The sequence below is a fragment of the Chitinophaga ginsengisegetis genome, assembly GCF_900168065.1.
In the GTDB taxonomy this organism is placed as follows: Bacteria; Bacteroidota; Bacteroidia; order Chitinophagales; family Chitinophagaceae; genus Chitinophaga; species Chitinophaga ginsengisegetis.
In genome coordinates, this window is the sequence record NZ_FUZZ01000002.1 from 434,682 (window position 1) to 461,354 (window position 26,673).

General features: G+C 47.4%; 24 protein-coding genes. 9 read left to right on the forward strand and 15 right to left on the reverse strand.

What is annotated here, in order from left to right; genetic code table 11:
* Positions 1–5: 5 nt before the first annotated feature.
* From B5Z18_RS15450 to B5Z18_RS15460, 3 genes are all read left to right on the forward strand, one after another.
* A complete protein-coding gene (locus B5Z18_RS15450; protein ID WP_079470985.1) occupies positions 6–626 on the forward strand; it encodes an HAD family hydrolase in 621 nt (206 codons plus the stop codon).
* 203 nt (positions 627–829) lie between these two features.
* The gene (locus B5Z18_RS15455) at positions 830–1,474 is read left to right on the forward strand and encodes a DUF4136 domain-containing protein (protein ID WP_079470382.1); all 645 of its coding nucleotides are present in this window, start codon (positions 830–832) and stop codon (positions 1,472–1,474) included.
* Positions 1,475–1,505: 31 nt separating this feature from the next.
* Complete coding sequence (locus tag B5Z18_RS15460; RefSeq protein ID WP_079470383.1) at positions 1,506–2,126, forward strand: outer membrane beta-barrel protein; 621 nt, start codon at positions 1,506–1,508, stop codon at positions 2,124–2,126.
* Positions 2,127–2,203: 77 nt separating this feature from the next.
* On the opposite strand, the gene B5Z18_RS15465 is transcribed toward B5Z18_RS15460, so the two are convergent.
* Together B5Z18_RS15465 and B5Z18_RS15470 are read right to left on the reverse strand one after the other, a co-directional pair.
* Positions 2,204–3,220, reverse strand: a complete 1,017-nt coding sequence (locus B5Z18_RS15465; RefSeq protein WP_079470384.1) for an FAD:protein FMN transferase — start codon at positions 3,218–3,220, stop codon at positions 2,204–2,206.
* Positions 3,221–3,236: 16 nt separating this feature from the next.
* Complete coding sequence (locus B5Z18_RS15470) at positions 3,237–4,415, reverse strand: acyl-CoA dehydrogenase family protein (protein WP_079470385.1); 1,179 nt, start codon at positions 4,413–4,415, stop codon at positions 3,237–3,239.
* Positions 4,416–4,723: 308 nt separating this feature from the next.
* On the opposite strand from B5Z18_RS15470, the gene B5Z18_RS32530 reads away from it, so the two are divergent.
* Positions 4,724–5,008 (forward strand): YciI family protein, encoded by a 285-nt coding sequence (locus B5Z18_RS32530; protein ID WP_159454323.1) that lies wholly within the window; start codon positions 4,724–4,726, stop codon positions 5,006–5,008.
* A 72-nt stretch (positions 5,009–5,080) separates the two neighbouring features.
* Here the strand turns inward: B5Z18_RS32530 and pyrF are convergent, their stop codons facing one another.
* The 3 genes from pyrF to B5Z18_RS15490 form a co-directional block, all read right to left on the reverse strand.
* On the reverse strand, positions 5,081–5,902 hold the full coding sequence (gene pyrF, locus B5Z18_RS15480; RefSeq protein ID WP_079470387.1) for an orotidine-5'-phosphate decarboxylase: 822 nt from the start codon (positions 5,900–5,902) through the stop codon (positions 5,081–5,083).
* A gap of 215 nt (positions 5,903–6,117) precedes the next feature.
* Positions 6,118–6,744, reverse strand: a complete 627-nt coding sequence (locus tag B5Z18_RS15485) for an FMN-binding negative transcriptional regulator (protein ID WP_079470388.1) — start codon at positions 6,742–6,744, stop codon at positions 6,118–6,120.
* A 70-nt stretch (positions 6,745–6,814) separates the two neighbouring features.
* Positions 6,815–7,912 carry an Mrp/NBP35 family ATP-binding protein gene (locus B5Z18_RS15490; protein WP_079470389.1) on the reverse strand — a complete coding sequence of 366 codons (1,098 nt, stop codon included), beginning with the start codon at positions 7,910–7,912 and terminating at the stop codon, positions 6,815–6,817.
* A 189-nt stretch (positions 7,913–8,101) separates the two neighbouring features.
* Here B5Z18_RS15490 and B5Z18_RS15495 point away from each other — a divergent pair, with 189 nt between their 5' ends.
* Both B5Z18_RS15495 and B5Z18_RS15500 read left to right on the forward strand, forming a co-directional pair.
* The gene (locus tag B5Z18_RS15495; RefSeq protein ID WP_227024489.1) at positions 8,102–8,707 is read left to right on the forward strand and encodes a carboxypeptidase-like regulatory domain-containing protein; all 606 of its coding nucleotides are present in this window, start codon (positions 8,102–8,104) and stop codon (positions 8,705–8,707) included.
* A 58-nt stretch (positions 8,708–8,765) separates the two neighbouring features.
* On the forward strand, positions 8,766–9,650 hold the full coding sequence (locus B5Z18_RS15500) for a 3-hydroxyacyl-CoA dehydrogenase family protein (protein ID WP_079470391.1): 885 nt from the start codon (positions 8,766–8,768) through the stop codon (positions 9,648–9,650).
* A 141-nt stretch (positions 9,651–9,791) separates the two neighbouring features.
* Here the strand turns inward: B5Z18_RS15500 and B5Z18_RS32310 are convergent, their stop codons facing one another.
* The 6 genes from B5Z18_RS32310 to ribD all read right to left on the reverse strand — a co-directional run bounded on the left by B5Z18_RS32310 (position 9,792) and on the right by ribD (position 19,935).
* Positions 9,792–10,403 carry an Imm25 family immunity protein gene (locus B5Z18_RS32310; protein WP_143313614.1) on the reverse strand — a complete coding sequence of 204 codons (612 nt, stop codon included), beginning with the start codon at positions 10,401–10,403 and terminating at the stop codon, positions 9,792–9,794.
* 14 nt (positions 10,404–10,417) lie between these two features.
* Positions 10,418–14,746: a DUF6531 domain-containing protein gene (locus B5Z18_RS15510; RefSeq protein ID WP_079470392.1), complete on the reverse strand. Its 4,329-nt coding sequence runs from the start codon at positions 14,744–14,746 to the stop codon at positions 10,418–10,420.
* Between the two features lie 35 nt (positions 14,747–14,781).
* Positions 14,782–16,152, reverse strand: coding sequence for a hypothetical protein (locus tag B5Z18_RS15515; RefSeq protein ID WP_079470393.1), 1,371 nt, complete (start codon positions 16,150–16,152; stop codon positions 14,782–14,784).
* Positions 16,153–16,168: 16 nt separating this feature from the next.
* A complete protein-coding gene (locus tag B5Z18_RS15520; protein ID WP_159454324.1) occupies positions 16,169–17,977 on the reverse strand; it encodes a type VI secretion system Vgr family protein in 1,809 nt (602 codons plus the stop codon).
* A 285-nt stretch (positions 17,978–18,262) separates the two neighbouring features.
* Positions 18,263–18,865: an IMPACT family protein gene (locus B5Z18_RS15525; RefSeq protein WP_079470395.1), complete on the reverse strand. Its 603-nt coding sequence runs from the start codon at positions 18,863–18,865 to the stop codon at positions 18,263–18,265.
* 26 nt (positions 18,866–18,891) lie between these two features.
* A complete protein-coding gene (ribD, locus tag B5Z18_RS15530; protein ID WP_079470396.1) occupies positions 18,892–19,935 on the reverse strand; it encodes a bifunctional diaminohydroxyphosphoribosylaminopyrimidine deaminase/5-amino-6-(5-phosphoribosylamino)uracil reductase RibD in 1,044 nt (347 codons plus the stop codon).
* 107 nt (positions 19,936–20,042) lie between these two features.
* Between ribD and prmC the strand changes: the two genes are divergently transcribed.
* A complete protein-coding gene (prmC, locus tag B5Z18_RS15535; protein WP_159454325.1) occupies positions 20,043–20,897 on the forward strand; it encodes a peptide chain release factor N(5)-glutamine methyltransferase in 855 nt (284 codons plus the stop codon).
* Between the two features lie 55 nt (positions 20,898–20,952).
* On the opposite strand, the gene B5Z18_RS15540 is transcribed toward prmC, so the two are convergent.
* The 3 genes from B5Z18_RS15540 to pepT all read right to left on the reverse strand — a co-directional run bounded on the left by B5Z18_RS15540 (position 20,953) and on the right by pepT (position 23,408).
* Positions 20,953–21,348, reverse strand: coding sequence for an ExbD/TolR family protein (locus tag B5Z18_RS15540; RefSeq protein WP_079470398.1), 396 nt, complete (start codon positions 21,346–21,348; stop codon positions 20,953–20,955).
* Positions 21,349–21,358: 10 nt separating this feature from the next.
* Positions 21,359–22,075: a MotA/TolQ/ExbB proton channel family protein gene (locus B5Z18_RS15545; RefSeq protein WP_079470399.1), complete on the reverse strand. Its 717-nt coding sequence runs from the start codon at positions 22,073–22,075 to the stop codon at positions 21,359–21,361.
* Positions 22,076–22,160: 85 nt separating this feature from the next.
* On the reverse strand, positions 22,161–23,408 hold the full coding sequence (gene pepT, locus B5Z18_RS15550; protein WP_079470986.1) for a peptidase T: 1,248 nt from the start codon (positions 23,406–23,408) through the stop codon (positions 22,161–22,163).
* 194 nt (positions 23,409–23,602) lie between these two features.
* Between pepT and metE the strand changes: the two genes are divergently transcribed.
* Both metE and B5Z18_RS15560 read left to right on the forward strand, forming a co-directional pair.
* Positions 23,603–25,894, forward strand: coding sequence for a 5-methyltetrahydropteroyltriglutamate--homocysteine S-methyltransferase (metE, locus tag B5Z18_RS15555; RefSeq protein ID WP_079470400.1), 2,292 nt, complete (start codon positions 23,603–23,605; stop codon positions 25,892–25,894).
* Between the two features lie 80 nt (positions 25,895–25,974).
* Positions 25,975–26,169: a cysteine-rich CWC family protein gene (locus B5Z18_RS15560; RefSeq protein WP_079470401.1), complete on the forward strand. Its 195-nt coding sequence runs from the start codon at positions 25,975–25,977 to the stop codon at positions 26,167–26,169.
* 71 nt (positions 26,170–26,240) lie between these two features.
* Here B5Z18_RS15560 and B5Z18_RS15565 read toward each other — a convergent pair whose 3' ends face one another.
* Positions 26,241–26,669 carry an FKBP-type peptidyl-prolyl cis-trans isomerase gene (locus B5Z18_RS15565; RefSeq protein WP_079470987.1) on the reverse strand — a complete coding sequence of 143 codons (429 nt, stop codon included), beginning with the start codon at positions 26,667–26,669 and terminating at the stop codon, positions 26,241–26,243.
* Positions 26,670–26,673: the final 4 nt, after the last annotated feature.

Consider the following 26,673-nt stretch of genomic DNA (forward strand, 5'->3'; position numbering starts at 1 on the left):
AACCTATGCAAAACAAAAAGATCAACACAATTATATTCGACCTGGGCGCAGTATTGATCGACTGGAATCCCCGTCATTTATACCGTAAAATTTTTTCTTCGGAAGAAGAAATGGAAAACTTCCTCCGCGATGTATGTACTTCAGATTGGAACGAAACACAGGATGAGGGCAGAACATTAGCAGAAGGCACCGAACTGCTGGTTAACAGCTTTCCGCACCATGAAGAAAATATCCGCGCCTACTACGGCAGGTGGGATGAAATGCTTGGCGGAGAAATTGAAGGCACAAAAAATATATTGCATCGACTAAAAGAAAGCGGCCAATATAAATTATACGCGCTCACCAACTGGTCTGATGAAACTTTTCCCATTGCCTGGGCCATGTATCCTTCCCTCCACTGGTTCGATGGTATCGTAGTTTCCGGCAAAGAAAAAATGCGCAAACCAGCCCATGCATTTTTCCAGCTCTTACTTGACAGATATAACGCAGACGCACATACGTCGTTGTTCATCGATGATAATTTACGCAATGTATTAGCGGCGCGTGAGTTTGGCATTGATACTATTTTATTTGAAAGCCCGGAACAGTTAAAAACAGCATTAGAAAATCGATCTATAATAATTTAATCCACTACATTACTTACTGTATTTGTTAACCCTTCTTCCACTTTAGGATTTCATTAACACTCCACAGATAAACTTTCTGTAACAATCAACCATCTAATCCGTTCAAGAAAGATACACGGAAATCGGAATGTCAGGATACCAATCTGTTTGGTCCATGATCGTTAACCTGTAGATTTTATTTTTTTAAATTAATACGCTAGGACATGAAAAGAACTTTGTTTTTATTCAGCGCCGCTGCCGCAGTGGTAGCGATGGTTTCATTCAGCAGCTGTCGTAAAGATCCCTTAAAAGATATGACTAATGAAGAGTCGAGGATCTATATCACTAACCACGACAGCACTGCTAACTTCACCTCATATTCAACTTTTAGCATAGTAGATTCAGTAGCAGTGCTGACGCGCACCAGCGATTCAGCTAAAAAAGAGCTGACCGACTACGACAAAAAATTAATTGCTTCCGTAACCACCGCTATGCAGCAACGGGGTTACACACTTGTGAACAAAGCCGCCAAACCTGATCTGGCAGTGAACCTCACACGTATCGACAACTCCTACACCAACATCTCCTGGAATCCGGGATGGTGGGGTGGCGGCGGCTACTGGGATCCAGGCTACTGGGGATATCCGGGTGGCGGCTGGTACTGGCCTTCTTACTACACCGTTTACCAGGTGAATGAAAGACAGGTAGCCATCGATGTTTTTGACCTCAAAAACCCCAAAAACAATAAGCTGACAGCTGTATGGAATTCATTGTGGCGCGGCTCGGGCGTATGGAGTATCGGTAATATCGATTCAATGGTACAGGCATCTTTTGCCCAATCGCCCTACCTGAGTAAAACCGCTAATTAATGTTGATTGAGAACTTTTAAACTGACAGGAAATGAAAAAGATAAGAAACTGGATATTGATTTTTGCAGGATGTTTTGCTGCCCAGGCAGTATCCGCACAGGTTCGTCCGCCTTTATCCGTAGATGTTAATTACTCCATTGCACAACCCCTGGGTTCATTAAAGGACTATTCCGACAAAACCAGCTTCCGTGGCTGGAGTGCAGGGTTACAATATCAATTGAATAATCAGTGGTCCGTAGGATTACGTTCCGGGTTCCAGGACTTTTACCAACGGCTTCCACGTGCAGTATATCCCGATAAACAAGGTGATGTATCTGCTGTTCAGTCGCGCACATTGCAGGTAATTCCGATCCAGGCAACAGTGAGTTATGCATTCACCCAACCATCTGCAGCGGTTATTCCGTATGCTACCGTTGGTGTAGGTACTGCTAATATGAATTATGAAAAATACTGGGGTGAATTTGTAGAGAAAGATAACAGCTGGCAATTCCTCGTGAGCCCGGAAATAGGCATCAATGTGCCTTTTGGAAAGGCTTCACCGTTGATGTTCAATGCCAATGTACGGTATAACTATGCGCCTTATAAGTATGGCGATATCACCAATTACAATACCGTTCAGGGAAATATTGGATTGAAGTTCTCACTGAACTAAATCCTTTTATGTCCATATTCTAAGAAGAAAGCGTGAGAGTGAGTCCCGTTCGTGAACCAGCGAACGGGACATTTTTTTTAGAATTCCATATACGCCTTAAAGCCTTTACTAAAGGCTTCTTTAATAGCGCCATCTTTATCTTTATAAATATAAATTGCTTCCAGCCCATATTCCGGATGCTGTGCAATAAAGGTGAGTCCCTTCTCCACACCCATCAGGATAAGCGGGTTATCAAAAGCATCTGCAGTAAAACAATCCTTTGCAATCACCGTTACGCTGATAATATTATTATGCAATGCCACTCCGGTTCCGGGGTGAATGGTATGCGCAAAACGTGTACGTCCCTGGTCAAAAAAGCGGCGGTAGTTTCCGCTGGTGGCAATGCCTTTGCCGGGAAGCCGTACCAGTCCCTGTACCGGCTCATAGGCAGTATCGCCGGGCGATGGTCTTTCGATCCCCACACTCCATACTTTATGCTGATGATTATGTCCTTTTGCACATAATTCACCCCCTACATCTACCAGGTAATTATCTATTCCCTGTTGCGATAAAAAATGTCCGATAACATCTACTGTATATCCCTGCGCGATACCGTTGCAATCAATCTGTACGCCTTTCTTTGCTGCATACAGCTGATCCCCTTTTACACGGAGATAACGGTAACCAATATACGACATGGCAGCTTTGATGCTGTCCGGTGGTGGCACGCCTTTAAAAGAAGGTTTGGTAACGCCAAAGCCCCACAGGTAAACCAGCGGCTTTACCGTAATATCAAACAGGCCACTGGTGGCTTTACTGGTGAATAAGGCTTTTTGAATCACTGCTTTCATGTGTTCATCCATCGTGATATGGCCGGTTTCATTAAACCGGTTAATGGCTGATCCGGGTTTATACAGCGACAATGATTGATCAATCACGCCAAATAAAGAATCAATTCGTTTATCCATTGACGTTGTATCGGCCGATAAATATTTCACGAGATAATAGGTACCCTGTGCTTTTCCTTCGCAGGTGATCAGCTTCAGGGCAGGCGCCTGCTGCGCCCGGGTGTTGGCAGACCACAGAAGAATGGCCAGGAAAAAAAATCGTTTCATGTAACCGCTGATGCTGCTATTTAAATGCGTCTAACCCGGTAATATCCATACCGGTGATAAGTAAATGTATTTCGTGTGTTCCTTCGTAAGTCATTACGCTTTCCAGGTTCATCATATGACGCATTACCGGGAATTCGCCGGTGATACCCATTCCGCCTAAAATGCTGCGGGCGTTGCGGGCTATATTGGCGGCCACTTCGCAGGAATTGCGCTTGGCCATGGATATTTGTGCAGCCGTTGCCTTTCCTTCATTTTTTAACACGCCGAGGCGCCAGTTGAGCAGCTGCGCTTTGGTGATTTCTGTGATCATCTCTGCCAGTTTCTTCTGCGTAAGCTGAAATCCGCCAATGGGACGGTCAAACTGAATACGCTCTTTGGCATATCTGAGGGCCGTATCGTAACAATCCATCGCGGCGCCTATCACTCCCCAGGCAATACCATAACGCGCCGAAGAAAGGCAGGTTAACGGCCCTTTTAATCCGCGGGCTTCGGGCAGAATATTTTCTTTAGGTACTTTTACATTGTCAAATACCAGCTCACCGGTAGCGCTGGCGCGTAAACTCCACTTCCCTTTTGTTTCAGGCGTGGTAAAACCTTCCATGCCTCTTTCCACAATAATACCGCGGATCACACCACTTTCATCTTTTGCCCACACTACAGCGATATCTGCAAATGGCGCATTGGAGATCCACATTTTAGCGCCGTTCAGGATCACATGATCTCCTTCTTCCCGGAAGTTGGTAAGCATGCCGGCAGGATTGGAACCGTGGTCAGGTTCTGTAAGGCCAAAGCAGCCCATCCATTCTCCTGTAGCCAGTTTGGGCAGGTACTTCTTTTTCTGGGCTTCGCTGCCAAAAGTAAAGATCGGGAACATCACCAGCGATCCCTGCACCGAGGCGGTGGACCGGATGCCACTGTCGCCCCGTTCCAGTTCCTGCATCATCAGTCCGTAAGCAATATGATCCATTCCACCTCCGCCGTATTCCACCGGGATGGTGGGGCCGAAGCAACCCAGTTCTCCGAGTCCTTCTAAAATATGTGATGGAAAAGCAGCGCGCTGGCAGTAGTCTTCGATAATGGGGGATACTTCTTTCTTCACCCACTGGCGTACTGCGTCGCGGATCAAAAGGTGTTCTTCTTTCAGCAAATCATCTATAGCAAAGTAATCAGGTGACTGAAACAGATCTTGTTGCATTAACTACGGGTTTAATACCCAATATAAGAAATTACCTGTTAGGAACCACGTCCACGGGGAGATTTCAGCCATGTATGCCAGCATTAAAATACCGGGAAGACAAGCATGTTATTTCATGACAAGTTTGTACCTTTCCTTCAAATTCAATAACTATGGCAAGCAAAGTTATACCTGCGCTTTTGCTATTGGGATTTTTAGTCATTGTGATGTTATCATTTCACCCCACACCATTACAATCTGTTGCACTGAACAAAGTGCTACCCCCAAAAGTCAAATCAGGCGCAGCTCCTGAACTAAAACGGTATTGGATGGTTCTGCTCAAGAAAGGCCCCATCCGGAACCAGGATACTGCCCTTGCAGCGAAAATCCAACAGGCCCATATGGATAACATCAACAAAATGGCGACCGCCGGTAAACTGCTGGTAGCAGGGCCTTTTGAAAATGATGAAGAGCTGCGTGGTATTTTAATTATGGATTGTAAAGACAGCCTGGAGGTGGTGTCGTTGGTGAATAAGGATGCTGCTGTGATAGCAGGCCGGCTGGTTTTCGAGGTAAAGCCGTGGTGGACCGTAAAGAACTGTATTTTTAAATAGAAATCAGGGAGATACCGGTACCTGGTGTCTGCTGCAAACCGCAGCTGCCCGGTACCGGTATTAAAAAATTATTTACACGGCTGCAACCATCTTGTTCAGGTAACCGGCCATTTCCACCTGGTATTGTTTGGCTACACGACGGGCGTCTGTAGCAAAATCGTCTCCATTGCCTGCATAAATGATAGCACGGCTGGCATTTACCAGCAGTCCGCAATCCTTATTCATGGCCTGTGTGGAAATTTCCTCGAGGCTTCCGCCCTGTGCGCCTACCCCTGGTACAAGGAAGAAATGATCCGGTACCAGTTTGCGGATGTAGCCCAGTTGTGATGACTGGGTAGCTCCTACCACGAACATCAGGTTTTCCGGAGTGCCCCATTCCATACCGGCTTTCAGCACTTTTTCAAACAGGAACTCGTCTCCGATCTGTTGCATCTGGAAGTCCTGGCTGCCTTCATTGGAAGTTAATCCCAGCAGGATCGCCCATTTTTCAGAGAACTGGAGGAAAGGCGTTACGCTGTCTTTACCCATGTATGGCGCAACGGTCACAGAATCGAACTTATAGGTTTCGAAAAATGTTTTGGCGTACTGGGTGGAAGTATTGCCGATATCACCGCGTTTGGCATCAGCAATAGTGAATATACCCTCAGGGATATATTCAATGGTGCGTTGTAAACTTTCCCAGCCGCGCATGCCCATACTTTCGTAAAAGGCCGTATTAATTTTATACGCCACGCAAAGATCCTTGGTAGCGTCAATAATCGCCTTGTTAAAGGCAAACACCGGATCTGCATGAGAAAGCAGGTGTTTTGGAATCTTTTGAATGTCCGTATCCAGTCCTACACACAGGTAAGACTGCTTTTCCTTAATCAGATTCACCAATTCCTGTCGATTCATAGTCGGTTAATTTGGGGCGCAAAGTTAAGAAAAACTTAAGCATTGACGCTTCTTTAAACATATTATGATTACCTGTAATTGAAAAACAACTCTTTTTTTATTCACTGTGGTAGTTGTGGCTTACCAGCAATGTGGATTTTCGTTAACGCGGAAGATTAAAATAAAGATATTCCTTTTTGGGATTACGACCATCAACAAAAATAAAATGTTTCTGTCTATTTTTCAGTTGACCGGCGGGCCTCCATTTCTGCCGCCACGCGCAGTGAATTTTCATCGCCCAATGCCCGCAAATGTGCAATCACGCTGAAATAATCCATATCTTTTTTATTCTGGCTGAGCTTATAATTGGCGTTCACCTCCCGGATGCTCATTTCAAATCCCACAATGGCTTTTACATTGTTACGGAGCGTTTTATCATCAATATCGCTGATATGCACCGGGCAGGCAGATGCCGCCTCGTAGTGATCCATTAACGTGCCCAACGCCTGCACCACTTCTGCTTCTTCCTGGATACGGATGGTACCATGAATATGTACTGCCATATAATTCCAGGTAGGTATCTTTTCCTTTTCGTACCACGAGGAGGAAATATACGCGTGATGTCCTGAAAATACGGCCAGTGTTTCGTTTTTCTCAAAAAGTTCCCATTGTGGGTTAATCCGTGCGATATGTCCGTGTAACACAAATTCTCCGGGTGTTTTTTCCACCAGCGTCATGGGAATATGCGTGGCATGGGGAGTTCCGGCGTTATCGGTATTAATCAGCAAACCAAAACCATTTTCCCTGATAAAATTGGCAATAGTATCCCAGTTGGTTTCCCTGGTATGTTTTGGAGTATACATATGAAGCTATTAGAGAAGATGATTACGGATCACAGATATTCTTATCTGTAATCCGTAACCGCTGATTCTTTTATACAATAATTTCCACAATCCTGGTAGGAGCAATATTGGCGTTGCGCATAGCGATGCTGCGGGCAGCTGCACCGGCAACATCCAGGAAGGCCTTGCGGGTTAGCTTTTCGTCGCCGGCCATAGCGGGCACACCGGCATCACCGCCTTCGCGGATACTTTGTACCAGCGGGATCTGGCCGAGGAACGGAATATCCATTTCTTCTGCCAGTTGTTTTCCGCCTTCTTTACCAAAAATGTAATATTTATTTTCAGGCAGTTCTGCAGGTGTGAAATAGGCCATATTTTCCACTAATCCGAGAATTGGCACATTGATCTGCTGTCCCATGAACATGGAAATCCCTTTTTTAGCATCCGCCAGGGCTACATCCTGCGGTGTGGTTACAATTACAGCGCCGGTAACAGGCACCGTTTGTACCAGGGTGAGGTGAATATCGCCGGTGCCGGGAGGCATATCGATGATCAGGTAATCCAGTTCATCCCAGTATACATCGGTAATAAACTGCTTCAAAGCACTGCTGGCCATAGGTCCGCGCCAAACAACGGCCTGTCTTTCATCTATCAGCAAACCAATAGACATGACCTTGATACCGAATTTTTCTATCGGCTGGATCATGCCTTTGCCGTCTACATTCACCATCAGCGGCCTTTCGCCACGTAATCCGAACATAATGGGAACGGACGGACCGTAAATATCCGCATCCATCAGCCCTACTTTGGCGCCATCACGGCCCAAAGCCAGCGCCAGGTTGGCTGCCACAGTGGATTTACCCACTCCCCCTTTACCAGAGGCCACCACAATGATATTTTTTACATTAGACAGGACACCCTGCCCGTTTGCTCTTTTGGTATTTACGTTGGCCGTCATGACAACTTCTACTTCTGCATCCTTGCTTACCAGCATGTGAATAGCATTCACACAGGCATTGCGGATCAGGTCCTTTAACGGACACGCCGGCGTAGTAAGAATGACCGTAAATTTTACTTTATTGCCATCAATCTCTATATCTTTTACCATGTTCAGCGTAACGAGATCCTTGCCCAGATCCGGCTCTTCTACGTTGCTCAGGGCCTTTAAAACCTGCTCTTTCGTGATCATAAATTGTTGTTAATTTTGAATCCAGACAGCAAAGTTAACCCAATTGGGATTTAATTTACAATTTCTCTGGGCAGGTGACCAACTGCATGGAAACACGTAATTAAATTTTTATATCTTAGGGCCGGCATGCATCAGAAAAGATCCTACATACTGTCACTCATAATAGTTTTCGTTTTATCTCCTTTCCTTTTGAAAGCTCAGATCGCGGAATTCAGAGACAGCGTTATACAAATTTCGGGTATTACCATGACGGCAGACAGCCTGCGGGCCATCCCCGCGGTAAGCATCCTGGTAAAAGGACAAAACAGGGGAACTATCTCCAACAGATCCGGCATCTTCTCTATCGTTGTATTTAAAGGCGATACCCTGTCGTTCAGTGCAGTGGGCTTCAAACATAAAAATTACCGCATACCTCCGGACATCAAAGGCAACAGCTTTTCCCTGATACAGCTGATGGTGGAAGATACCACCTATCTTCCGGTAACTATCATCAAACCTTATCTTTCCAGGGAAGAATTTGAACGGGCCTTTGCCAATATGGACATCCCAGACGATGCATATGAGGTGGCACGAAAAAATACAAGTAATGCCAGGCTTCGCGCTATGGCCCGTTATACACCGGTCGACGGCAGGGAAGGCACCAGCCAATACCTCAAGAAACAGGCTCAGAGCCTTTACTATGCCGGTCAGCCTCCTCCGCAAAATATCTTCAATCCGCTGGCATGGGCCCAGTTTATCCAGGCATGGAAACAAGGCGACTTTAAAAGGAAAGACGACAGTTATGGCAGTTACTGACCGTAACGTGTAATACCTTAAATTAGCGCCTTATTCAATTCCGACAAATCACTACACCATGCAAAAAATTGCGGTTATCGGCGCTGGTACTATGGGAAATGGTATTGCGCATGTATTTGCTCAACACGGCTACGCCGTAAACCTGATAGATGTTTCGGCCCCGGCACTGGATAAGGCGCTGCAAACCATTATCAAAAACCTGGACCGCCAGGTGGCAAAAGGCACCATTACCGAAGCCATAAAGGTGGATACCCTGGGTAACATTTCCCTGCAAACCGACCTGGCTACCGGCGTAAAAGAAGTATCCCTGGTAGTGGAAGCCGCCACAGAAAATATTGCGCTGAAGCTGAAAATATTCCAGGACCTCGACCTCCACGCCCCGGCTGATGCTATTCTCGCCACCAACACCTCTTCTATCTCTATTACAAAAATTGCTGCCGTTACCAAACGCCCGGCAAAAGTAATAGGCATGCACTTCATGAATCCTGTACCGGTGATGAAACTGGTAGAGATCATCAATGGCTACGCCACCGATAAAGAAGTAACTGCTACTATCGTAGCGCTTTCCGAAAAACTGGAGAAAGTTCCCTGCGTAGTAAATGATTATCCCGGCTTTATCGCCAACCGCATCCTGATGCCCATGATCAACGAAGCTATCTGCTCCCTTTTTGAAGGCGTGGCGGGCGTAGCTGAAATTGATACAGTGATGAAACTGGGTATGGCACACCCGATGGGCCCCTTGCAGCTGGCGGACTTCATCGGGCTGGATGTTTGCCTCTCCATTCTGCAGGTACTGCACGACGGCTTTGGCAATCCTAAATATGCACCCTGCCCGCTGCTTGTAAACATGGTAACAGCAGGTTATCTCGGTGTTAAAAGCGGTGAAGGATTTTATAAATACACCCCAGGCAGTAAAGACCTGGTTGTGAGCGAACGGTTTTAAATAAAGGGCAGGAATTTATTCAACACCAGGAAAGAGATATAGGCAGTATCGGCGGTTACACTTTTTAAAGCAGCTGCCGGTTCCTGTTCTTTTTCATGGACGCAAGAACCGATGTGTTTCATTAGCTATAACACTTGCATATTACAGGGAATAAATATAACATAACTCCCAAATGCTGTCTTTAGTAGCCTTTAGTCCAAATTTATCAAAGAATGCTTTCATCTCACCTTCCAGATTTGAAAACTCTTTTTCAATAACTGCTTCGCATTTCACTTTACTCTTCAGCACTTTTACATCATTGTCTGTCACGGCTAAAACCTTCTTAAAAAAAGGTAACAGATAAGCTGTATATACCTCATACCTCCTGTTATTAACAGACGGATCAGCCAGTTCTTTTTTTGAGGTAGCTAATAATGAAGTTAAAGTTCCTTCTTCGATCAGGTGGATGATTTTCTTTTCACAATTCCGGAAAAAATTTTCATCGAGGATTTGTGTATAACCAATATCTACCTTAATATGAGCCGAAAGACTACTAAGCCCATCATCAGGCCTGTCAATAGGTCCAACCCACATAGTGGTTTGTAACGAACCATCATCCTTATATACCCTGGCGATGACATAACAATAGAAAATATCTTCGATATGTTTGCTCAATGCCACGAGATGGGAATACCATAATTTCTTCGGCTGTTTAAAATCAAATTGCTTAATCAGATCTTCAAATTCATTAACTACGCTAAAAAACTCAGACATACTATATCTCTTATTTAGTGGTGACCAGGATATGTTTTGCCATGTGTATGGGTAATTCCGTTTTCATCCATTTTCTTCAGTAAATCCTGCATATCTGCCGCTTTACTTGGATCGTGGTCAAAATGCCAGTGCGGATCTGCTCTTCCGGCAACCTTGTTGGCAATATCCTTATCCACCTGTTTATCCATCCTGGCTAAAGATTCTTTTGATCTCGGGCCTTTGGAGAAGTTATCAGATTTGAACTCAATATCTTTGCCGTCATAATATTTATCATAATTACGCCCGGCGATAGAACGTCCCTTATTGCCTGTTCCGAATATCTCATCGGCACGTTTATCATGCCATTGTTTGGCCCAGTTCAGCCAGCCCCGGCCTGATCCTGCTCCTGCACCGCCCGTCAATCCATACACGTCCACCCAGCTATTCGGATCATGCACATAGCCGTACATTTTCATCCCCCCCAGCAATCCAATAGGGTCCTGGGAAATATACATGCCGCTTCCTGAGTCGTAATAACGGAACCTGTTATAACTTAATCCTGTTTCTGCATCTTCATACTGCCCCTGATAAAGATAATTACAAAATGTTTTATCACCATGCAAACGTCTTACTTTTCCATAGCAATCGAGTTCCCGCTCCCACACTTTATTTCCCGCCATATCAAATGCATGCACCGGCGTGCCGAGGTGATCTGCAATAATACTGTAAGACCCTGCTGCGGTGAGCTTCGCACAGGGCACCAGTGAACTTTCTTCAAATACCCAGGTCACCAGGTTATTTACCGGCTCCTGTTCTATCTGCAACACACCATCTGCCACCGCTTCAAGATGTGGTGGATAATCGCCGGTATACTGCCATTCATGCAATGGCACATTGCCATCCCATAGCCAGCGGGTTACCTCCTGCTTCCGTTTGTTCACCTTCGCGATACGCCTGCCCAGCGGATCATAACTGAATACAATTTCTCCGCCTGAAGGTGTGATCACTTTCCACAGCCATCCGTTTGCCTTCCACTCATACACCCAACCTGTATGGCTTCCTTTCAATACTACTTTATTTGCCTTCGCCCATGCCTGCTTATCTTCCGCCACCTGGTGATTGTGCCGGAATTCCTTACAGATAAGATTTCCTTCTCCATCGTAATAATAGAAGTAATCCGGACATTCCAGCAGGCGCCCGCCTTTACCATACACGCGATCTGTTCGTGCGGGTGTCCTGAAAAGATGCCCCAGCTTATCGGGTATGCGATAAACAGTGTCTACTGCAGCGCCGTTTGCCTGGCCATAGGTGGCACTTACCAGGTTATCAAATTCATCATAGGAAAACTGCGTCTGCGCCTCACTCAGTTCATTCACCATCCGGCGCAACTTTGTATTCCTTCCCCATTCATAACGGATGCGGCTTTGTTCTGCCTTATGTACGCCGATAGATTGCCTCACTACCTTTCCTTGTTTGTCGCGCTGCGTTTGCACGGTTACTCCGCCGGACAACATCCGCAATACTTCCAGTCCGCTTTCATTGTGTTTCCACTGCGCCTGCCAGGAATCTCCTGGTCCATTGGCCGCCTGCATTTCCTGTACATATCCTGCGGCATGGTGTTCCAGTTGAATAGCAGCGCCCAGGGTGCTTCCTACAAAAACCGGTTCTCCCCATTCATTGTATTCACGGTTCACTGCGTAAGCGCCCTGCACCTCGCTGATGGTGTGACCATAGGCATCCCGTTGAATAGTAACTGCCCCGTCTTCATTGAAGGCGCCGGTCAGCTGCCCATCTTTGTTATAGCCATATGCAGTAACGCTGCCATCGTTGTATTCTTCCCGTACCAGTAAACCGGTACCATCATATTCGCAGGTGGTCCAGCGATTATCCGGCCGGAATATTTTTTTCACACGGCCTGCGGCATCCCGTTCGTAGTGGTAATGCACACCATCGAAGCCCCATTCATTGATGATATTCCCATTTGCATCCGGCTCCTGCCGGTACAGCTCTCCGCCTTCGTTGGCAATACTGCGCAACTGCAATTCCCGGTCATAATTAAACCGCACATTCACACCATGCTGACTCCTGCCCGTTAACACGCCCAGTGGCCCATAGGTAAAGCTTACTTCCCGCTGACCGTCCCCCGCTTTCACCAGGTTATCAGCAGCGTCGTAACTGAACTGATGAATACTGCCATCTGCTTCTTCCACATGGATAACATTACCGGCTGCATCGTATTCATACGCGTACCAATAGCCTGTTTCAGTAGTTTCTTTTATCAACTGTCCTAATTCATCATACTTCCAGTGACGTTGTGTATTTTCCGGGGAGGTAATCACGCTGAGATTATGCTGTTCATCATACTCCAGCTCAAAGGTGCGGCCATTTTTATAGGTTACCTGTGTAAGATATGGACCTCTGTACCTGTACCGTGTTACCACTCCTTCCATGTTCTTTTTCTTCACCAACAACCCTTCTTCATTGTAGATCCATTCCATTCGTCTGCCACCGGGTGTTTTAACGCCTATTAACCGTTGCTCTTCGTCATAATAAAACAAGGTAGATTCTCCGTTGCCATTGGTTTCTTTCACTTTATTTCCATAGGCATCATATTCGTATTTCACGGTATTGCCCGCAGGATCTACCACTACTTCCAGTTCATCATACCGGTTGTAATGCTGCAGGGTAGCCCCTCCGTTGCCATCAATGAATTTATAAATAAGATTACGTTCGTCGTAATAGTAGGTTGTCGTATGACCAAGACCGTTAGTAACAACAGTTTTCCCTTTTTCATACTGTGCATGGTATTCCAATACGCCTTCATCTCCCCAGGTATGAACACAACGCGCCTCATCTCCCCTGCCTTCATACTCCCAGTAAAAATTTAATCCGCTCTGGTTGGTTAACCGCACCATTAAATGCCCTTTGTAAAAAAAGTATTTGCTGACATCCCGCGCATTGGTGGTGCTTGCGAGGTTACCATCTTCATCAAAGGAATAACGTACGAGGTGAATAACTTCCGCTCCTTTGCGGGTGTGAATCCCTTCAATACGGCCTTGTTCATCGGTAGTTACCTGCAGCAGCCGGTTGCCGCTGTCGATGATCTGTTGCAGATAGCCGTGCCCGTTATACCGGAACTGAATCCGGAATCCTGCCCTATATATTTCAGATAGCATGCAACTGCCATCGGGGGCAGGCCGGGCATTGAAGCGATACTGGAGCTGCTCTTTATCTTCCAGGTAATAACCGCTGTTGTCGCGGCGCCACCACAACTGTTCCGCCCTGTTAAAATAGCTGCTGTTTGCAGGCAGTGCCGGCATCACTGTTTCGCGGCCATCTGCCAGGCGGATACTGAAGTAGCCGTTATGCAGATTGTACAGGCTGAGATTATAGCTGTGGTGCCAGTTGTAACCCAACGGCCCCTGCACTTCTGCATCGCTGTAATAAGTGCGTTCCCATACCAGCGGTATAGGGCCGGGTAATTCAAAATCTATATTGGAAGACACCACTCTTCCGGTTACCGCGTCCACAGGTTCTCCAAACCTTTTACACTTAAAATCCTGCAGTACGCCTGCCAGCTTTGGAAACCGGCTTTCTATCTTATTAACTACTTTTTGTAAAGCGGCGCCTGCTGCTTTGGACAGTCCTTTCAACCCCAGTTTAAACATGAGCTGAAACAGGTCGATAGTCGGCGGACCACCCACCAGCACCGGTTTCCCGGAAGAAGTCATGATCAGCAACATGGAAGTAGGCGCCATTAACGCCATAGCCGTACTCTTTTTATTCAGCCGTGGCGGTGAAGGAAGTCCCACCAGGTTACACGACAGCGCGGGATGAAACTGCGTAGAAAAAGGGCCGCCGTCTGCCAGCACAGTAGAACTACCCATCCACATTTCGGATGCCGCTTTGGGCTTCACAATGGGAAAGGGCAAATGTGCAATGATGGCGGGTAAATGCAGGATGGGTGTACCGGCATTGGCCACCCATTGGTTATGTACTTTTACGGAAGGGCTGAGTGCATGTACCAGCATTTGTGCGGTAGCTGCCAGTGAAAACGGTTCCGGCGCCGGTTCTTTTCCTTCCTCTGCAGGCGGCGGTGGTGGTGGCGGTGGCACCACGCTGGCAATAGCAGCCATAATAGCACCTATAATATCGAACACCATACCGATGTGAGGGACCGGCAATAACGGTGATGGAGGAAATACGGAATCGTGAAAGTCGATACCTATGCCGAGGTCAAAATATTTTGCGGCGGGCATTCCCGGGAAAGCGGGTAAGATACTGGCCATTCCTTTCTGGATATGGTCCAGTGAGTTTTTCTTTTCCGCAAATAATGCCCCAAAGCCTTTGTTTTCTACAGCCATGATATGATTACTTTATTCCCCCGTGGGATAGGATCTTAGTTAAACTCAAACAAGGTGGATTTACGTCTCACTGTTGCTTTGTCCATGCCTTCCGCCTGTAGTAATGTATGCCAGTCGTCGCCTAATAATTCCTGCAGGTTACTTTCCAATATGGCGAGATCTTCCGGTCCCCGGATCTTTTCACACAGGTGCACTGCCATTGCGGCCGCATGCAGGAAAGTTGATTGTCTTCTTACTTCCCGTTCCAGGTAGCTGCCGCCGGTCATGGACAGCAACAGGTTTTCAAAGGCCGTATTCAATTGTCCCAGTTCATAATGCAGGTGCCCGCAAAGCCGGTATCCTTCCATGATCATAAAGGCATCGCCTTTATTTACGGCTTCCAGCGCCAGTGCTTCATACAGTGCAATGGCCTGTTTTCTTTTCTTCCTGCCGGCCAGTATAGCGGCGCGGATCATCACGCAGGATTTCCAGGTAGGATAGCCTGCCGGATCATTCCTGTCCATCAGCTGTCTTGATAAACGGATGGCTTTATCCGCATAGCCCGCGCTCTTATCAGATTCACGCGCCATGAAATACGCCTGGGCAGCTATCATCATACCGGCTACTTCGTGGGGTTCACCACCCATTTTTTTACTGAGTGAAAGTAGTACCGATACTTCCTGATCCAGCGCAGGCGAATCGGGTTGAGTAGTGCAATCCATCACTTTGCGAATCTGTTTACGGAAACGTGCATCTACACTGATGGTGTCGGAATTGCCACCACCTTTATCCATTTCGTGATTAATGGCCGCCACCATTTGCAGGGATGGCTGCAATACTTTTACCTGGTTGGAAAATATTTTGGGAATAGTGATACGGGAATTGGCCACTATATCTATGGTAACAAGCCGGATACCTTCCGGCAATCCTTTTTTCAGTACATCCGCGTACCATGCGCCGGCATCGGGCTGGTCGGGTCTTAAAGCGGGAAAATAAATGCAGCAGCCGGTATCTTCCAGGCCGCGGATGCAGCCCATAAATCGCCGCAGTTCCTTCCAGATACTTTGTACTGTTGGCGGCAGACTGCGGTCGGGATGATAATCTGTTTTCAGCAGGCCATCTTTTTTCATGGCGGCGTACACATCATATTCTTCGCGTGGCAGGGGTTCAAACCATTCCAGGAATTCATTCCACAGCGCTTGTTCATATGCCTGGTGATCTTCCTGGTAAGGGGAATCAAATCTGAAAAATATCTCTTTAAAAACACCAATGGCAGTGCGTTCGGTTTCCAGGAATTTATCAATAATTTCCACGTCGGCATATTGTATCTGCCAGATGGCCAGTTTCCATTGGTGATCACTGTCGGCGGTGGCCCATGTTTCCCTTACTTTATAAAACTCCTGCCCGATAGTTGGTGAGGTTGTCATAAGTGAGCTTTAAGGATCAGGAATTTATTTTCACCAGCCCACCGGATACTATTACATCGCCATGCCCGCTTACGGTAACATCCTTTGTACCATTTACCATAACGGAGGCGCCGGTAACGTTGGCATTTTTACTGCCAGAGGCCAACAGGTCTTTCGATATCAGTGTAAGTGAATCGCCTCCTTTCACTACGGCATCCTTACTGTTTACGGTGACCGTTTCAGTGCCTTCCAGGTAGATGCCTTTCTTGGCAACAATAGAGCCCTGTTCAGAGGCTGCGATGCTAAATTTCTCGGAGGTTATTTCAACTTCTTTGGAAGATATTGACATTTTTGTTTTGGAGAAGAGCGACATTTTATCTGTGCCATCGATGAAGATGGTATTACCGGCTTTATCTGAAACGGTAACGCTGCCGTCGGCATCATTCAGTAAAATGGAAATACCGGTGCGGGTGCGGATGGCTTTCATGTCGTTGTTGGCGGTGCCAAATCCCGATTTGCCTTCCCCGTTGTAAGTGGTTCCCAGTACGAAGGGGAGTTCGGGGTTGCCGCCTTCAAAGTCCACCACTACTTCTTCTCCTTTTTCCGGTACCATATACATGCCTTTGCTGCCACCACCGTGGGGGGCCACCACTCTCATCCAGGGCGTCATACCCTGTTGCTGCCATTTGAAACGCGCTCTCACACGCCCGAGGTCTTTAGGATCATGATTGTCTACTACTGTGGCACTCTGTGCTTCACAGAAGGGGATATTTTCCAGGTTCACCGGCGGAACGGCCGCATCTGCCGGGATACCTTCAAACTCGTTGTAATAGTCGCCGTTGCCGGTTACATGATGGGTAAGCCCCCAGATCATGAATTTCCCGTGATCATCTTTTGCGTATACGCTCTCCTGGATGGAAATATGATCCCCAACCCGGAGCGAGGTATGCCTGCTGCTGCCCTTCAGTTGCACCATAGCGGCCATACGTCCTTTTTTTTGCCGGGTTACCAGCGTATCCAGTTCTGCTTTGGCGTTGCTGGTAAAGGCGTGGTTCATTTTATAGGTGGAGGGGGTACTGTATAATTTTTCGCTTAGTCCCTGTACATGTGAGGTATAATCGTTGACTTTCCCGGCGGGCTGCGCCACCGTGGTATTTTCCACCACTTTGTTGTTCCGGTAGTCAAATCCGTTCAACTGCTGATTATTTGGCTGCACTTTCATTTCGAGGTCGAAGCTCATGAGGTCAACCAGGTGTACCAGTGATACTTCACGGGGTTGGTATTTTCCAAAAACCACCTGTTGCCCGTTATAAAAAAACCATTCCCCGAAACGTTCTGAGAGCCGGTGCAGGAAATCGAACGATGTTTCTTTGTACTGCACAATATATTTCAGTGGCGATGTGGTATTGGGATCTACCAGCGGACGTGATACGTAGGGACCACCCGCTTTCAGCGTAGTGTTCACAATAGCGCTGAGGTCCTGGTTTTCAAACGTCTGTACATGCAGGTCGTTACTCAGCAAAACGGTGGGACTGTATCCGCGGATCACGCAAAAACCATGTGTACCATCGCTTTCTTTTCCGGAGCTGACAGACATTACAATGCCATTGAAAATAAGCGGTTCATATGTTTGTAATTGTTCAAAAGCCTGTATGGTGATGCTCACTTCTTTTCCCAGAAAAGCTTTGGTAGCCGACACCATACCGGGGCCCAGTTCCTGCAGCCAGTCGTAGCCTATTTTCAGCTCAAAATGATGATGTCCCTGTAACTGTTGTTCCAGGCGCAGGGAATGAAATTGTTTAAACTGTTTGTCAGCAATAGATACGGTTGTTATGGTATGTAACATATACAGGGGGGCTTTTAATATTAATATGGTCCTATATCTGATCTGAAAAAGCTGGATGGGCGCTGCTGTACGGGCAGATCTCATCTCAAAAAACACCTGAAAAACGGGTTAAGGAAATCCTAGTTAACAAAATTAAATTTAAGGAAATTTATATTACGACTCTCTCATTTTATGCAAATGGGGAAAATATTTTCGGGGGTATTTTGGGGAGATGATCCTGAAGTACGGATTCCTATCTACATGTTGTAACATCCGCCTGCTTACCAGGATCATCCATTCTTCTGATCAGGGCTTTTGTGGTTGTATCTGTAATCCGTAAATATCTTTTAAGCGCAGCAGGCAAAGCTCTTCGCCCGATTTTGGAACGCCGATCACCATTTCGCAGAACAGCTGCAATTCCTGTGAAATAACGGTGCAGTTATTTTGCTTCACCACCATCATTACGTCGTTCATAATGGTGTAGTCAAAGCTGAGATGATATTTGGCTTCAATGTTTTTCTGGATCACGGGGATGAGTTGCAGCACCATGGCTGCGCTCATTTTGTACGCATTGATGAGTCCGGGTACGCCGAGCAGGCTACCGCCAAAATAACGCACCACTACAATGAGCACATCCGTAATTTGTTTACTGTCTATTTGCCCCAGGATAGGTTTGCCTGCTGAGCCGGAAGGCTCTCCGTCGTCGCTGGCGCGGAACTGGAGCCCGGCGGTGCCGAGGCGGTAAGCATAACAGTGATGGGTGGCCTTTGGATGTTCCTTTTTCACCTCTCCGAGGCATTCTTTTACTTCCTCAGGCGATTTAACGGGAAATGCGTACGCGAGAAATTTGCTGCCTCTGTCTTTAAATTCTGCTACTGCTGTTTTATCAATTGTAAAATAAACCTCCATCAAAATAATTTAATACGCGCTTAAAACTACGCGGGATGATAAAAATCGATACGATCGCCGGCTACCTGTAAGGTATGCGTGAACGATGCGTTGGTGAGTACCGGCGCTGCCAGTCCTTCCGGCAGTGTATCCGTACCCGTGATAACACGCGCCTCATCCCACAAACCGGCTGCAATAAATTGCTGCAGCACATTGCTGCCTCCTTCCACCAGGATGCTCTGGATCTGCCGCCGGTGTAACTGCTGCATCAGTTGCGGCAGCAGGGCGGTATTGAAATCGAGCTGCAGGGTTTCGGTAAGACCATGCGTTTCCGCCGCTGTGGCCGTGATGAAGATAGTAGGAATGCTGCCGTCCCATACGTGATGGGACCTCGGCACTTTCAGCTCCCGGTCAATGATCAGGCGCACCGGGTCTTTCCCCGTCCACAGCCGGTTATTGAGCCGGGGGTTATCATTTATCGCGGTGCGGGTCCCTGTCAGGATACCCATTTCCTCGCTGCGCCATTTGTGTACCAGGCGGTCGCTGTATTTATTGGATATCCGCACGGGCGCCCCGCCGGCGCCGGCGATCAGGCCATTGCTGCTCTGCGCCCACTTCAGTACAATATAAGGGCGTTGTTGTTCATGAAAAGTAAAAAAACGGCGGTTGATTTGCCTGCAGGCCGCTTCCAGCACGCCTGTTTGCACCTGTACACCGGCTTTCTCCAGTTTTTCGATGCCCTTTCCGGCTACAGCTGAAAAGGTATCCACGCAGCCAATCACCACCTGCCGGATGCCTTGCGATACTATGAGATCCGCGCAGGGTGGCGTTTTACCATGATGCGCACAGGGTTCCAGGCTTACATACATGGTAGCCAGCGGAATGAGCGAACGTTCTTCCGGCGCCACGCTGTTCACACAGTTCACTTCCGCGTGGGCCTGCCCGTACTGCCGGTGATAGCCTTCCCCGATGATACGCCCCTGGTGTACCAGTACGGCTCCCACCATTGGATTGGGCGCCACCTGACCAGCTCCCATAGCGGCCAGTTCGAGGCAACGCTGCATATAAAATTCATTGAACGTGCTATTCATAATCACCGGGCGAAGTAATATTTTTGCAAAAGTATCGTTTTTAACGAATGGAAAATGCCGCTCCCCCAGGTTTGCACTTTCCTGTCACATGCCTTAAACTGATTATATTGACTATACAAACGGCCTTTACCTATATTACGGGCGCCATCAGTGAACTATATGATGAGCGGGAAGCCGCCAACATTGCACATATCATAATGGAATACCTAACGGGTATGAGTAAACTGGACCGGATTGTTCACAAAACAAAAATCCTTTCCCCCGATCAGAAGCAACGCCTCCAGGCAGCCATAGAAGCCCTGCAGCGCCATGAACCGGTACAATACATCACCGGTACCAGCTGGTTTTACGGCATGGAACTTCTCGTAAATAAAAATGTATTGATTCCCCGTCCGGAAACGGAAGAACTGGTAGAATGGATGGTGCAGGACGCCGCACACCGCCACCGGCTTCACCTGCTGGACGTAGGCACCGGCAGCGGATGCATTCCGCTGGCATTAAAAAAATCATTGCCGGATGCACAGGTATCTGCCATAGATGTGAGCGAAGGCGCGCTGGAAGTGGCGCGCAGCAATGCTGCACGCCAACGGCTGGATGTTGGGTTCCTTCACCTGGATGCGCTGAACCCGCAACAGATGGCAGGCTTACCGGAGTTTGATATGATTGTGAGTAATCCCCCCTATATCACGCAGAGTGAGCAAACCTCCATGCAGCAGCGGGTTTGGGACTTCGAGCCGTCGCTGGCCCTGTTTGTTCCGGATAATGATGCGCTGCTGTTTTACCGGCATATCTCCGAAATGGCGCACTCCAGGCTGGTTTCCGGCGGCGCCCTCTATTTTGAAATCAATGAAGCGCTGGGAAAAGAAGTGGTAGCGTTAATGGAGCATATTGGGTTTACACAAGTAACACTGAAGCAGGATATGTTTGGGAAAGACAGGATGGTAAAAGGAAAGAAGATATAAATAAAAAAACCTGGTGGCATGATACCACCAGGTTCTGTATAAGTTAAAGGCATTATTACTTATGTGCGGTGGCCAGCACTACTTTGGCCCCCATCTCCCTGGCCACTTCCATCACACTCACCACATCTTCCACCGGTACAGATTTTTCCGCATTGATAACAATGGTGGGATCAATCTTTTCATTACCGATAGAAGGCGCCAGCGCCTGTTTCAGGTGGTCAAAGGTCACTTTATTGGTGCCTACAAAAAACTCGCGTTTATCGTTGATACTGACTACTACTGTTTGTTTCGACTTGGTATTGCTCTTCGCTTTCGGCAGCAGCAGTTTAATCACATTCGGATTAGCCAGGGTGGAAACAATAAGAAAGAACAACAACAGAATGAACAGAATGTCATTCAGTGCTGAGTTGTGCATTTCCACCTGTCTCTTATTTCGTCTGCGTAAATTCATGAGGGTGGTTTTAGCGGGTTGGTTCCTGCAAAATATCGATGAATTCAGCAGAAGCGCCTTCCATCTTGTTTACTACCTTGTCTATCTGGGCATTCAGGTAACTGTAGCCGATGAAAGCCACGATACCGATAATTAACCCGGAAGCAGAAGTAATCATTTTTACATAGATACCGCCGGCAATGGTTCCCAGTGTGATATCAGAAGTAATGGAGATATTGAAGAAAGTCTGGATCATCCCTGCAATGGTACCGAGGAAGCCGAACATAGGGGCAATACCTGCAATAATAGACAGGATTACCAGGTTCTTCTCCATCCGGTAAATTTCCAGTTTACCCACATTCTCCATCGATTTTTCAATATTTTCAATAGGCTTGCCTATGCGCTGAATTCCTTTCTCAATCATACGGGCAATGGGTCCGTAGGTGTTTTTTGCCAGTGATCTGGCAGATTGCATGTTCCCCGTGGTGATCTGATCACGGATCATGGGCATAAAGTTATCAGGCAACCGGCCGGCTTTACTGATGGTGATGGCTCTTTCCACAAATACATATACAGCTATCAGGGAAAGTATCCCCAGTGGGATCATCAGCACACCGCCCTTCATCAGCATATCTATCAGATGAATTTCCGGCGCCGGGGCTCCGGCAGCACCGGCTGCCAGGGCTGCTGAATCAGCCGGAAGAGACGATAAAGAATCCTGTAATAACGTAATAAAACCTAACAACATGAACTATATTTTAACGGGTGCATAAGTAGAACACTACTATAAACGGTTAAAGTAATAAAATATTTGCGAATGTGCGCGGCAATATTTATGCCTTCTCTTCCCAAACCTGTGCCAGATACACAATTGTTTGCACCGCTTTCTGCATATCCTGTATGCTTACGTATTCATGTTTGCTGTGAAGCGCCATTTCACCGGTAAAAATATTGGGACAGGGAAGCCCCATAAAAGACAGGCGGGAGCCGTCGGTACCGCCCCGGATACTCATTCTCAGGGGTTGTACGCCGGCGCGGCGGATGGCTTCTGCTGCATTGGCCGTTACTTCGGGATGATTTACCAGCACCTCTTTCATATTGCGGTACTGCTCTGTTACTTTCAGCGTAGCCTTTGCGCCATGATGTTTTGCCAATACCTTATCCATGATCCTGCGCAGGAAAGTTTCATGCGCTTCGAGGTGGGCAGTTTCAAAATCACGTATAATAAAATCGATCTCTGTTTTTTCTACGGTGCCCTGTATGCGAACCGGGTGGATAAAGCCTTCACGGTCGTCGGTAGTTTCAGGGGAAAGACTGTCTTTCGGTAACGCATCTACGATTTCGCCGGCTATTTTGATAGCGCTTACCAGTTTATCCTTTGCGGAACCGGGATGGGCGCTGATGCCATAAACCGTGATCCTGGCGCCATCTGCCGAGAAATTTTCATCTTCCAGGGAACCCAGTTCTCCACCATCCATGGTATAACCAAAATCGGCGGCCAGCTTCTTCATATCCACTTTTTCCACACCGCGGCCCACTTCTTCATCCGGGGTAAACAGGATGCGGATGGCGCCATGCTTTACTTCCGGATGCGTCATCAGGAAATTGGCGGCATCCATGATTTCGGCCACGCCGGCTTTATCGTCTGCTCCCAGCAGTGTGGTACCGCTGGCAGTAATAATATCGTCGCCTTTTTTACTGGCCAGGTAAGGATGTTCTTTTGCGCTGATCACTACTGTTTCGTCATCGGGCAAAACAATATCGCCGCCATCGTACCGGGAATGTACAATCGGCTTTACGCCGGTACCACTGCTGTCTGAAGAAGTATCCACATGTGAACAAAAGCAGATCACGGGTACTTTCTTATCCGTGTTGGCCGGGATGGTGGCATACACATAGCCATGTTCGTCCAGTTCTGCATCGGTAATACCCATTTCCTGTAATTCCTTTACCAGCAACCGGGAAAGATCCTTTTGTTTTTCCGTGGTAGGAAAAGTGTTGCTCATCGGGTCCGACTGTGTATCTATCTGTGCGTAACGCATGAAGCGTTTATCTACTGTATATGAGTAATTTGTAAACATATTGCAAACGTAAGGAAAATCATCTTCACACTTCTGCCGTAGATTATTCTGTTTTACCATCTCTCACAATATCCCAAATAGTAATTTATTCTTCAAAAGTCTATTTTTTTAAGACAAAAAACCAAAATTATAGGGTATGATCGAACAAAGATCTAATAATGATAGGTTTGTGTAGAATAAAATACATCCTATATATGCTTACCAACATTCCAGGCTATCCGAGAATAGGTAGCCAGCGGGAGCTGAAAAAAGCCTGCGAAAATTACTGGGCCGGAAAAATTTCCCTGGAGCGTCTTGAGCTAACGTCAAGGCAGCTACGAAAAGAGAACTGGAACGGGTTACAGGAAACCGGTATTGACCTGATTCCCTCCAACGATTTTTCCTGGTACGACCAGGTACTGGATATGTGCATGACCCTGGGCGTAATTCCTTCGCGTTTCAAAGCATTGCAGCAAACATTCGCCAACCCGGGTTGCCCGGAGCTGTATTTCGCTATGGCAAGGGGTTACCAGAAAAATAACTTCGATATCACTGCCCTGGAAATGACCAAATGGTTTGATACCAATTACCATTACCTGGTACCTGAATTTGAATCCGTTCAGCAATATACCCTGCACCAGCCTAAGTGTGTGGAAGAATTCAAAGAAGCACTTAGTCATGGTATCACCACCAAACCCGTACTCATCGGGCCTGTTACCTTTATTTTATGTGGAAAAATTAAGGGAGATGACCTTACGCACACCCAGCTGCTGGAAAAACTGCTGCCCGTTTATATCGAATTGTTAAGATCCCTTCAACAGGCGGGCGCCACATGGATCCAGCTGGATGAACCTTTCCTGGTGACCGACCTGGACCCCGCCACCAGAGACCTTTACCACGCCGCATACACCGCCATAAGCCAGGCATTGCCTGCGCTCAGCATATTACTGACCACTTATTTCGGTGCGCTGGAAGACAATACCACCCTGGCTTTGCAGCTGCCGGTGCAGGCGGTGCATATCGACCTGGTAAGGGCTCCGGAGCAACTGGATGCCGTACTGGCGGCTCTCCCGGCAGATAAATGGTTATCGCTCGGCGTAGTGGACGGTCGCAATATCTGGAAAAATGATTACGCAGCTTCCGTGGCGCTGATTGAGAAAGCGATACAGCAAATCGGTGAAGAACGTGTACTGCTGGGCACTTCCTGCTCCCTCCTGCATGTTCCCTACAACCTGGAAGATGAAACCGCGCTGGACCCGGAAGTAAAACAATGGATGGCTTTTGCCAAGCAGAAAGTAGCCGAAGTGATAGCGCTGAAGCACATCATAGCCGGCGATACCTCCCTGCTCATTGATAATGAAACAGTGATGAACAGCCGCAAAATATCTTCCCGGATACATCAGCCGGAAGTGAAAGCCCGGCTGGAAAGTGTTACCACAGCGGATACACAGCGGCACAGCATCTTCCCGCACCGTCAGAAATTACAGCAATCGGTATTACAACTTCCGCTGTTTCCTACCACCACCATCGGCTCTTTCCCGCAAACCACGGAAATAAGACAGCTCCGCGCCGATCTTAAAAAAGGGATCATTACGCCGGAAACTTATAACGCGGATATCCGTAACGCTATCACGGAAACCATTTACCGGCAGGAAAGCCTCGGGCTGGATGTGCTGGTGCATGGCGAGTTTGAGCGGAACGACATGGTGGAATACTTTGGTGAACAACTGGATGGATTTGTATTTACCCAAAATGGCTGGGTACAGAGTTACGGCACCCGGTGTGTAAAACCGCCGGTTATTTTTGGAGATGTACAACGGCCGGAACCCATGACCGTTGCCTGGAGCCGTTTTGCACAGTCGCTGACCAGCAAGCCTGTTAAAGGCATGTTGACCGGCCCCATCACCATTCTGCAATGGTCTTTTGTAAGAAATGACCAGCCGCGTATGCAAACCGCTATGCAAATTGCACTCGCCATCCGTGATGAAGTAAAAGACCTGGAAGATGCCGGTATTACCATCATACAGGTAGATGAGCCGGCGCTCCGCGAAGGGCTGCCACTGCGTAAAGCACAACGCGCTGCCTATCTCAGTGAGGCGGTGAAAGCCTTCCGCCTCGCGGTAAGTACGGTGGATGATTCCACCCAGATCCACACGCATATGTGCTATGCGGAATTCAATGATATTATAGTGCACATCGCCGCGATGGATGCCGATGTGATTACCATAGAAACATCGCGCTCACAGATGGAGTTACTGGAAGCATTTGCAGGATTCAAATATCCGAATGAAACCGGTCCGGGTGTATACGATATCCACTCCCCAAGAGTACCGGCAATAGCGGAAATGGAGGCATTACTGCATAAGGCGGCTGCCTTACTGCCGCTGCGCAATATTTGGGTAAACCCCGACTGTGGGCTTAAAACGCGGAAATGGCCGGAAACAGAAATGGCCTTGCGTAATATGGTTACCGCCGCAAAAAATGTGCGATTGGCGATGAGCAACTAGTGCCGGGCTTTTAGTAAATGCAGCGAAAATCATCCGCGCTGCATTTACTGAATGCAGCCTAAAATCCGTAATTTTAGGACATGGCATGTCATGAAACCGTAACCTGTCCGCGGTGCGAACGCACCTTTGAATGCCGCGTAGGCACCATTCTACGCTGTCAGTGCCAGGATGTGGTGTTAACCGAAGAAGAGCGTTATTTTATCCAGCAAAATTATAGTGGTTGTCTTTGCGCAGATTGTTTGCGCGATATGAAAGCGATGTATCAGCAGACATAAAAAATTTACGGATGCAAGGGTAGTTTTATCAACCAGTTCCTGCATCCGTAAATCAAAAAAATACCTGAATATTATACGATTTCAACCAGTTCGAGGTCAAATACCAGGTCTTCGCCAGCCAGCGCGTGGTTAGCATCCAGGGTAATAAACTCGTCGCCGATAGCTGCTACTTTTACCTGGAAAACCTGTCCCTGAGGGTTGCTCATCTGCAATTCCATACCTACTTCAGGATTCAGATCAGCCGGGATATTTTCTTTTGGAAAATCCATGATCATTTCATCACTTTTGGGACCATATGCCTGATCAACAGGGATATGAATGGTTTTCTTGTCGCCAACTTTCATGTCCAGCACACCATTCTCAAAACCTTTGATAACCATACCGGCACCTACCTTGAATTCGAGCGGAGCTCTACCTTCGGAAGAATCAAAAGTAGTTCCGTTCGTTAAACGGCCGTGGTAATGCACCTTCACTGTATCCCCGTTTTTAACAGTTTGCATAAAA